Genomic DNA, 374 nt, shown 5'->3' on the forward strand with positions numbered 1-374 from the left:
TTTGTCATCGATGGAGGGGGCGGCGGCCAGCAGGCCGGGGGTGATCAACAGGGAAGCGAGGGCGAACGAGCGCAGGTCAGTCATCGAGAAGGGCATCCGGGATGCGAATCATTGTTCGAGTGCTCGCCACGATACTCCGACTCGCCCTGCGCCGCCGCAGCCACGCGCAAAAAACCTCGGCCCGTACTTCACGCGAGCAGCCAGGCAGTCGCAATCCGGGATGCACCGCCGCCACTTGCACGAACTTGCGCATTTTTCTCGCGGCGACTGGCGTTACCGGATGGCGGGTGTAGCATGGCGGCATCCGGGAGAAGCTGATGGCGACATTCGACAACCTGCAGGTATTCCAGAGCATGAGCCGCTCGCCACATGCG

The 374-nt window shown here is 63.4% G+C and carries 1 protein-coding gene; it reads right to left on the reverse strand.

Annotated elements, in window-relative coordinates; genetic code table 11:
- Positions 1 to 188: 188 nt before the first annotated feature.
- Positions 189 to 374 (reverse strand): hypothetical protein (locus J0A65_RS26365; RefSeq protein ID WP_206597140.1); only part of this gene is annotated, 186 nt, incomplete at its 5' end.

The sequence above is a fragment of the Bowmanella yangjiangensis genome, assembly GCF_017255015.1.
Classification (GTDB): domain Bacteria; phylum Pseudomonadota; class Gammaproteobacteria; order Enterobacterales; family Alteromonadaceae; genus Bowmanella; species Bowmanella yangjiangensis.